Genomic DNA, 8,917 nt, shown 5'->3' with positions numbered 1-8,917 from the left:
GCGGGGGGGCAGTGCTCCCGCACCGGGATCAAATGGCTGACAATAGGGATGCTCAAGTCCGCGATAAAGTTCCGGCATTTCAAACTCCCTGAAATGGCACATGGTTGAGACCGCCCATCGGGTGGCTGAGCCAATCTGGTGGCTGATTCGACCAGCATCGCAACGCTGGTGACACGTCTGGTCAATCCATTGATTGATGCCCTTGATCATGCCGTCTGCGGCTCGGTCGCGTCGCAGAGTGAGACAGCTGGAGCCCATCGTTTTTCACGTGATGGACTGCAGCAGGCCATCAGGGGGATACAGGCCCGTAGATTGGTGCAGCTTGCCGCAAAAAGTGCTGAATTACTGGAAGATTTTGTGTCCAACCGGGTACCATTACTGAACACATATGTGCTGCTGCGACCGATTCTCCCAATGTGTGACAAATCTGACACTTGATCAGGTACCACGGCGCCGACATTTCGTTTCATTGATAGGGCGAATCGCACTCACCGCATCGACCCGTTACCGGGGCACCCCATCCGTTTGCTCGAGCAGTTTAGGTTTCAGTTCATGGCACCAAAATCAATCTTCCTGTCGCGTCTGACGCGTTCTTTGGGTGGTCTGATGATTTTGATGATCGCGTTTGCTTCGCTGGCGCGAGCGCAGAGCGTCGTGCCTCCCCAGATCGCGATGATCAATGATGCGATCGAGCAGGGGTGGGCGGATTATGAGATCACGCCGGCCAAGGAGGCGGACGATGCGGTTTGGTGTCGGCGGGTGTTCTTGGACATTATCGGCCGCATTCCCAGCCTGGAAGAACAACAGGAATTTGCAGCCGACCGTGGCGGCAACCGTCGTGCGAAGCTGGTCGATCGTTTGTTGCATGACGATCGTTACACCGAAGAGTATGCGAACCATTGGGCCACGGTTTGGAGCAATCTGTTGATCGGCCGCGGCGGGGGCATGGACCGGCGTGATCTGACCAATCGCGACGGCATGATGAAGTACCTGCGAGACTCGTTCGCCGAGAACAAGTCTTACGACCGGATGGTCTATGAATTGGTGACCGCCGAGGGAGCGACCAAGCCCGGTGCACCTGGATTCAATGGAGCCGTCAACTTCCTGGTCGGCAAAGTCAACGAAGAGAAAGCGGTGTTGGCGGCGAGCAGTGTGTCGCGGATCTTCCTCGGCCAACAGGTTCAATGCACGCAGTGCCACAATCACCCCTTCAATGATTGGAAGCAACAAAAGTTTTGGGAGTTCAATTCGTTCTTTCGACAGACACGTGCGTTGCGCCGATTCGTCGACGGGACGCGTGATGTGGATTACGCCGAATTGGTCAGCGAGGACTATGCCGGCGAAGCAGGTGATCCGAACGATGCGTTGGTCTTTTACGAGATGCGGAACGGTCTGACGCGAGTCGCTTATCCGGTTTTCACCGACGGCACCGAGATTTCCAAAAGCGGATATGTCGATGACGTCAATCGCCGCCAAGAACTCGGGCGGTTGATGATGGACAGCCAGTCGCTCGACCGCATGGCGATCAATCGCTACTGGTCGATGTTCCTGGGATACGGATTCACCAAACCCATCGATGATATGGGCCCCCACAACAACCCGACGCACCCCCAATTGCTGGATGATTTGGCCAATGCGTTCCGCGGATCCAGTTACAACGTCAAAGACTTGATCACCTGGCTCACGCTCAGCCGGCCCTATTCGCTGGCGGCGGTGTTGGGCAGCAACAACCAGATCGATGATCCGTCGATCGGCGAGACGCCGAAGTTCTCCCGCTTCTATCTCCGTCAGATGAGTGCCGAGCAACTGTATCAGTCCTTGGTTTCCGCCTCCGGAGGCAATGCCACGGGCACGTACGAGCAGCAGGAGAAAAAGCGTCGTGAATGGCTCCGTCAATTCGTGGTGACCTTTGGAACCGACGAAGGCGATGAAGCGACGACTTTTGATGGGTCGATTCCCCAGGCGTTGATGTTGTTCAACGGCGAATTGACACAAAACGCGACGAGCACGAAGCCGGGCAGCTTTTTGGATCGGCTTTCACAGTCGGGCAAATCGACCCGTGACCGATTAAACCTACTGTACAAGGCGGGCTTGTCGCGACAGCCGACGAAGCGGGAAGTCGCATTGGCCGGTGAACTCTACCGTGCCCGCGGCGGCAAGGAGATCGAGATGTTGCAGGACGTCTGGTGGGCGATTCTCAACAGCAATGAATTCATCATGCAGCATTGAGCTTGGGTTCAATCGCGGTTCTCAAACGTTACCAATCTGACAACACTTCCTTCGAAACCGAATTCTTCGATAGGCAATCGCAATGATTTCACCTTGGAAAACTCCCAGCGGGATGAGCCGCCGACACTTCATGAACCACTTGGCGGGTTCCAGTGCTGCCGCCTCGGCGGCGCTGACGATGGGTGGTGCCATTGCAGCCAACGCCGAAGAGATGCGTCGCAATCGGAAATCGGCGATCATGCTTTGGATGGGAGGTGGCCCGCCGACGATCGACATGTGGGACCTGAAACCGGGCGCCCCCACCGGTGGTCCGTTTCAACCGATCTCGACAACCGGCGACATGCAGATTTGTGAGCATCTGCCGATGGTCGCCAAACAGATGCACAATCTGTCGATCGTTCGCAGCATGTCGACCCGCGAAGCCGACCACAATCGCGGCCGCTACTACATGCATACCGGCTTCGTCCCCAACCCCAATATCGAACACCCCAGCTATGGTGCCGTCGTCGCTCACGAGTTGATGTCGCAGCGTCCGGAGCTGGAGATTCCTCCGTTTGTCACCATCGGCGGTGCCAGTGCGGGTCCGGGATTCTTGGGGATGGCGTGGTCGCCCTTTGCCGTCACCAGCAGCGGACGGATTCGCAATTTGGACATGAAGTTAGACGGGATGCGATTGCGTCAACGGATGGCTGCCCTGCAGGAAATCGAAAGCGGTTTCGCCAACCGGACGCGTGATCTTCCCGCCGGCGAGCACGGCAAGGTGCTCAAGAAGACGTTTGACTTGATGACCAGCAGTCAAATGGAAGCTTTCCGTGTCGAGAAGGAAGACGAGAAGACGAAAGAACGTTATGGGACCAACGGGTTCGGCCAGGGTTGTCTGTTGGCCAGACGCTTGGTCGAGGGCGGTGTCCCGTTTATCGAAGTCGACTTGGGTGGCTGGGACCTGCACAACAACGTTCACCAAACCTTGGCGGACACGAAGTTGCCGCAACTGGACAAGGCGATGAGCGCCCTGGTCGAGGACCTGGAACAACGCGGGTTGTTGCAAGACACCGCGATCATTTGGATGGGAGAATTTGGACGAACACCGCGGATCAATCAGAACGCCGGGCGAGACCACTGGGCACGGTCCTGGTCCTGCGTCGTCGGCGGTGCAGGCATCCAAGGCGGATTGGCCGTCGGTGAAACCAGCAACGACGGAACGGAGGTTGAATCCGAGCCGTTCAGTAGTGAAGACTTGATGGCGACCGTCTGCAAGGGACTCGGCATTAGTCTCGACACCACGTTCATGAGTAAAAATCGACGACCGATGAAAATTGCCAATGGTGGAAAAGTGATAAGCGAATTGGTGGCTTGATGATTGGTGGATGAAGGCAGTCTAGGCGGACAGACGCCAAGCTCGACCGGGCCGAGTACCGTCTCGATGACCCAGTCAAACGATGTTCCCGACGATTCGATGCCCGAGGGCAACGTCGACGAGGAAACTGCGTTTGATGGACCGTCGGCCGAAGCGGAAACCCTCGACCCGGCCACGCTCATCCAACGACACCAACGTGGCGTGTGGCGCTACCTGCGAATGCTCGGATGCGACGACGCGACCGCCGATGATTTGACGCAAGAAACCTTCTTGCGTGTGCTCCGGCGCCCCGATTTTGTCCAGCACAACGACAGCGCGACGGCAGGCTACTTGCGGCGAACCGCCTACAACCTGCTCGTCTCCAGGCACCGCAAACTGGGACGCGTTCAGACCACCGGAGAACCCGAGTTGCTCGACGAAACTTGGGACCGATGGGCGGGAAAGGACCTCACCGGCGACGCCGCCGTGGAGGCCCTTCAACAGTGTTTTGAAAAACTAACCGAACGGGCTCAAATCGCCTTGCGAATGAGGTTCGATTCCAGCGCCAGCCGAGTCGAGATCGGTGAAGCCCTGGGCATCACCGATCACGGAGCCCGAAACTTGATGCAGCGAGCCAAACAACAGCTGCGAAACTGTGTCGAAGAGAAATTGCAGCTTCAAAACGAACCATGACCCAATCCGCAAGCCAACTGCCGCACGAAGCACGCAGCGATGCCGATCCGTTGATCGACGCGTTGTTGGCTGAATTTGTCTCCAGCGATGCGAGCAAACGCAAGCAGCCGCCCGACTTGTCGGCTAGCATTCTCGCGCAACTGGCTGCCGCCAACCACGAACAACCACTCGACACCGACGACGATGCGGATCCGGTCGTCGACACCTTGTTGGCGGAGTTTTTGCCTGGCGAAGACAACGCGCGATCGTGCCCACCCGATCTGACCGCGACGATCCTGCAACGGCTTGCCGAGTCGGCCGACAGCAAACGCAATGAGTTTGCCGAAGATGCCGATCCCGTCGTCGATGCGCTACTGACCGAATTTGTCCCGGTCAACCCACTGAAACGCAAGTCGCCGCCCGATCTGGTCGCGCCGATCCTTGCCCAATCCCCCAACGCGGCCAAGCAAAGCAGCCCTTCGCTGCCGCCGATCAAGGCCTCCGGTGGCGGGCTGTCGATCGGGCGTCTGGTCTCGATCTTGATCGCCGTCGCCGCTTGTCTCCTGGCCGTCGTTTACCTCAGCGGACCGGAAGACCTGCAGAACGATCCGGACGATCAAAGTCTGATCGTGGCCGAAAATGTTCCGGACCAGCCGTCTCCGTCAGAGCTTGTTGAATCCTCATCGTCGGATGACCCACGAGTCGCGATTGTCGATCCGGTCGACAACCCGCCTGTGATGTCCGACAGCGGCACACCGGATCTGCCACGCGGCATTCCACTCGACTCACACAACATCGCTTCGAACACCGATCCGTCGCCTGAGACCGCTCCCGATTCGGTCTCGCCAGCGCCGTCTACGGGCGAGTCACAAGCGGTGACCCTGGTCGCGGCGGAAACCGCTGCGACGGTCCGCGATTACTGGCGGACGCTTGGGATCCAGCCGACGCCTGATGCCGCGCCGGCGGAAATCGCCGCCCGCTTGAATGCCCGATTGGGAATCAAGCTTTCCGAACAAGCGTTACGCGATCCGCAACAGCTCCGTGAACTGTTGGCCGAGGCCTCCAACGCGGAACAGATTTCTAAACGCTGGCTCGCATTGACCACTGGCAATGGTGTCGCGGTCATGGATCGCCCCGAGAACGCCGGGCTGGTCAACGAGTTATCCAAAAGCGTCAGCGGCAAAGCCAAGCTGGACGTCACCCTGGTCTCATTGATCGATGGTTCCAATCAGCAATCCGGACAGTGGTATCAAGCGATCGGGCGTCGTGGCAGCGAAGGGATCGCCACGCACCTGGCCAGCATCTCCATCAACGCCGACATGCGTTGTGTTCGATGCCATGATTCGCACATCGGTCGTTCGGGGACCCAAGATGATTATTGGTCGTTCGTCGCCCTGGTCCGCAACGTCGTTCGTCGACAGGACAATCGTTGGGTCGTGGCCGCGCAACCGGCGACGCTCAAGCCGACGTTTTATGAACTGTTAGATGGGCGTCAACGCATGGCGGTGCCGAAGGTCAGCAAGTACCTGTTGCAGTCGACCGAGCAAATGGAAGACTTCCAAACCTGGACCAAGACGCTCGTCGGCAGCGACGTGCTGGCCGACAGCTTGGTGGATTCGCTTTGGCAATTGGTTCACGGCCGCCCCCTGAAACCGTCTCCCGTGGACGCCTTCGCGCCTCCGGTCGATGGAAACCTGGATCGCTTGCACCGACAACTCGCCGACGACTTGAAGGCCAATGACTTCGATGTCGCCAGAACGTTGGCGCTGATCATCGCGTCTCCGATGGCCCACCGTAGCGTACCCGATGTTCTGCAAGGCGATGCGATGTTGACGTCATCCGAGCAGGAGCGAAAGGAAGCGTTGGAATTGGTTCAAGCCTTCGCGGCGGCGGTTCAAACTCCGACCTCTTCATTGGATCAGCGTGTCGAAGTTGCCATGCGTCGTGTCGGGGGGCAATTCAGCCCGGACGATCAGGGCGCCATCCTGGCTCAACCGATCGATGGTCCTCGGCGATCGCCCAAATCGCTTGCCGAGGTCGATGCGGGAAATGCGTCGAGTTTCTTGCAACAATTGAGCGTCGACTTTCCCGGTGACGAAGCCGCGTTGCCGGTTTCGTGGTTGCGTTCGATCGACGATTTCGAGTTGCAAGTCCAGCACCTGGTCTACCTGTCCGGTCGCAACCGTGTCACGCCGGAAATCACCGCGGCGGCAAACCGGTTGAAAGAAGAATCCAGGAGCCGAGAATCGGCGCTCAGCCGGATCTGGTGGATCCTGAGAAACGAGTAGTCTATCGCAGCTCAATTTTCGGGTAGTGGACGAGGCGACGAGTCCTGTGTAGTCGGCAGATTGGCAAGGACTCGTCGCCTCGTCCCCTACCGCCTACCCAAAACCAAGCTGCGGCGGAGTACTAGGCGTTCGCCCCGGCGACTTCCGCCGCCTTGTAGACGACACTGGACCGCTTGAATCCCAGTCGTTCGTACAACCGCACCGCGCCGGTGTTCTCCGTTGTGACTTCCAGGTGCATCCGCTCCAAGCCGACGGCGCGAAAACCGGTCGCAGCCTTGGATAGCAGAATCGATCCCAAGCCTTTGCCTCGATGCGCCGGATCGATTCCGACATTTTGGATCGAGCCCCAGCCTTCGGTGGAAAGTCCCTGGATGGTTCCCACGGCGTAGGGCTGGACCGCACCGGTTTTCGGGTTCGTTTCGAGTGCGCGGATCAGCCAGGTCGCGTCGGGGACGAAATCTCCGCGGCTGGTGATCTCACGCATCAGCCGCAAACAGCCGTCGCGTCGAGACAAGCAGGGGAAAACGTTCGCGTCCAATTCCTCCTTGAAACTATTGAACTTGGCGATCGCGTGTTCCCGCAACAGCCCCGGCAGGTAGGGCAACAGCTCATAACCTTCGGGCAGACGCGGATCGTCCCCACGCCAATCGCGAAGGTCAAATTCCATTCGATATCGTTTGAAATACGTCATGCCCATGATGCTTGATTCTACCACGCGTTTACCGATCCGACCGCATCTGCGTAAACTTTGGGCAACCCCTTCAAATGGGAAATCTTCTTTTTTTGGCTTATCCGGCGTGCCGATGTCCGAACCGACTCCAACGACTTTTCCACCCCTGGTTGAACAAACCATTGTCCTGACCGGTCCGACGGCCTCGGGAAAAACGTCGCTGGCGCTGCGATTGGCCGAAGCGATCGGGGGCGAGATTTTGTCGCTCGATTCGATCGCGGTGTATCGACACATGGACATCGGGACGGCCAAACCGAGTGCCGCCGACCGCGCCAGGGTGCCCCACTACCTGCTCGATCTGGCCAATCCCGATCAGGATTTCAGCGTCGCGTGCTACTTGGCCGAAGCCCATCAACGCGTCGGCGAGATCTGCAGCCGTGGAAAACGCCCGATCTTTGTCGGCGGAACTCCGATGTTCCTCAAGGCGGTGTTGAGGGGGTTTGATGTGGGGCCGCCGCCGGACTGGGAGTTTCGCGAATCGGTGCAGCGTGACCTCGAGACGTTCGGGGCGGAGGCCCTGCGACAGCGGTTGGTTCAGGTCGACCCCGTTTCGGCCGCCCGGATCGCGCCTGGGGACACGCGCCGCATGATTCGGGCGCTGGAGGTTTCCAAGCACACCGGGATGCCGCTGAGCCATCGACAGGTTCAATTCGACCGCCATGTCGACGCGCGGTCCTGCAACGTGTTTGCGCTCCGACACGATCGAGGCAAACTTCATCAGCGGATCAACCAGCGTGTCGAGCAAATGTTTGAGCGGGGGCTGATTGAAGAAGTCGAGCAATTGGTCGAGCGGTTTGGTTCGTTGTCCCGGACCGCCTCCCAAGCCGTCGGCTATCGAGAAATCCTGGACTGGAAAGCGGCAGGCGGCGGTCCCATCGATGCACTGAAAGACCTGGTGGCGACCCACACCCGACAGCTTGCCAAACGCCAGGAAACCTGGTTCCGATCCTTCAGCGAAATCACCACCGTCGAGCTCGATCAACTCGACACTGAATCCGCTGCGCTCGAGTTCTTGCTCCAGCACATCGAGCAGACGGGCACCGCTTCCTAGTGCTCTATCGCAGCTGAATTTTCGGGTAGTGGACGAGGCGACGAGTCCTTGCCAATATGCCGACGACAGAGGACTCGTCGCCTCGTCCTCTACCGCCTACCCGAAAACCAAGGTGCGGCGGAATCCTAGTCCTCCATCGACTTTCACGCTACTGAGCCGACTGCCCCCTTGATGTCTGGCCGACACAGATGCGACGCGCCGAGCGTCCGTAGTATCCCAAGGGATTTCAGCGAGTCGCCGGAGGTCAGCGTAGCGCCACCTCCGGACCACTTCAGGCGATTTCCGGTCGCTGATACGCAGCGACAGAGAGCGGCTAAAGCCCAATACCGCTAAGTGAAGCGGCGCTTCCTCAGGTAAGGGCCCTTAGGCTCGCGCCAAACGGCTGATCATCGTTTGACATCAGCCGGTTCGCGCCAGCGTCCGGGCCTCACCATTGAGATTGATTTACAGCGTTGCCAAACCGGGGGCACCGCCACGCCGTTCAAAACGATCGCCAATCGACGCCCAGTTTCTCAAAGTCGGCCGCCGCGGTCAAAAAGTGTGCGGTGATCCAGTAGATGTTCCACCGTTCGGCGTAATCACCACGCATCCCTTCGACGACGTCGCGGGGG

7 protein-coding genes are annotated in these 8,917 nt (G+C 58.8%); 6 read left to right on the top strand and 1 reads right to left on the bottom strand.

The genetic code is table 11. The features are described from left to right. Positions 1 to 138: 138 nt before the first annotated feature. From ABX749_RS12165 to ABX749_RS12145, 5 genes are all read left to right on the top strand, one after another. Positions 139 to 438, top strand: a complete 300-nt coding sequence (locus tag ABX749_RS12165) for a hypothetical protein (protein WP_372896219.1) — start codon at positions 139 to 141, stop codon at positions 436 to 438. Between the two features lie 168 nt (positions 439 to 606). Beyond that, positions 607 to 2,229: a DUF1549 domain-containing protein gene (locus ABX749_RS12160; RefSeq protein ID WP_372896221.1), complete on the top strand. Its 1,623-nt coding sequence runs from the start codon at positions 607 to 609 to the stop codon at positions 2,227 to 2,229. An 82-nt stretch (positions 2,230 to 2,311) separates the two neighbouring features. After that, positions 2,312 to 3,586: a DUF1501 domain-containing protein gene (locus tag ABX749_RS12155; protein WP_372896218.1), complete on the top strand. Its 1,275-nt coding sequence runs from the start codon at positions 2,312 to 2,314 to the stop codon at positions 3,584 to 3,586. Between the two features lie 66 nt (positions 3,587 to 3,652). Next, complete coding sequence (locus tag ABX749_RS12150; RefSeq protein ID WP_372896217.1) at positions 3,653 to 4,258, top strand: RNA polymerase sigma factor; 606 nt, start codon at positions 3,653 to 3,655, stop codon at positions 4,256 to 4,258. Continuing rightward, positions 4,255 to 6,525: a hypothetical protein gene (locus tag ABX749_RS12145; RefSeq protein ID WP_372896216.1), complete on the top strand. Its 2,271-nt coding sequence runs from the start codon at positions 4,255 to 4,257 to the stop codon at positions 6,523 to 6,525. The genes ABX749_RS12150 and ABX749_RS12145 overlap by 4 nt, the downstream gene beginning before the upstream one ends. Before the next feature lie 121 nt (positions 6,526 to 6,646). On the opposite strand, the gene ABX749_RS12140 is transcribed toward ABX749_RS12145, so the two are convergent. Continuing rightward, entirely contained in the window at positions 6,647 to 7,222 is a 576-nt protein-coding gene (locus tag ABX749_RS12140; RefSeq protein ID WP_372896220.1) for a GNAT family N-acetyltransferase, read from the bottom strand. A gap of 106 nt (positions 7,223 to 7,328) precedes the next feature. Here ABX749_RS12140 and miaA point away from each other — a divergent pair, with 106 nt between their 5' ends. Continuing rightward, positions 7,329 to 8,306, top strand: a complete 978-nt coding sequence (gene miaA / locus ABX749_RS12135) for a tRNA (adenosine(37)-N6)-dimethylallyltransferase MiaA (protein WP_372896215.1) — start codon at positions 7,329 to 7,331, stop codon at positions 8,304 to 8,306. Positions 8,307 to 8,917: the final 611 nt, after the last annotated feature.

It is taken from the genome of Stieleria sp., from assembly GCF_041595215.1.
In the GTDB taxonomy this organism is placed as follows: Bacteria; Planctomycetota; Planctomycetia; order Pirellulales; family Pirellulaceae; genus Stieleria; species Stieleria magnilauensis.
The sequence above is the reverse complement of the archived record's forward strand: the minus strand, read 5'-3'. Positions and strand labels throughout refer to the sequence as shown.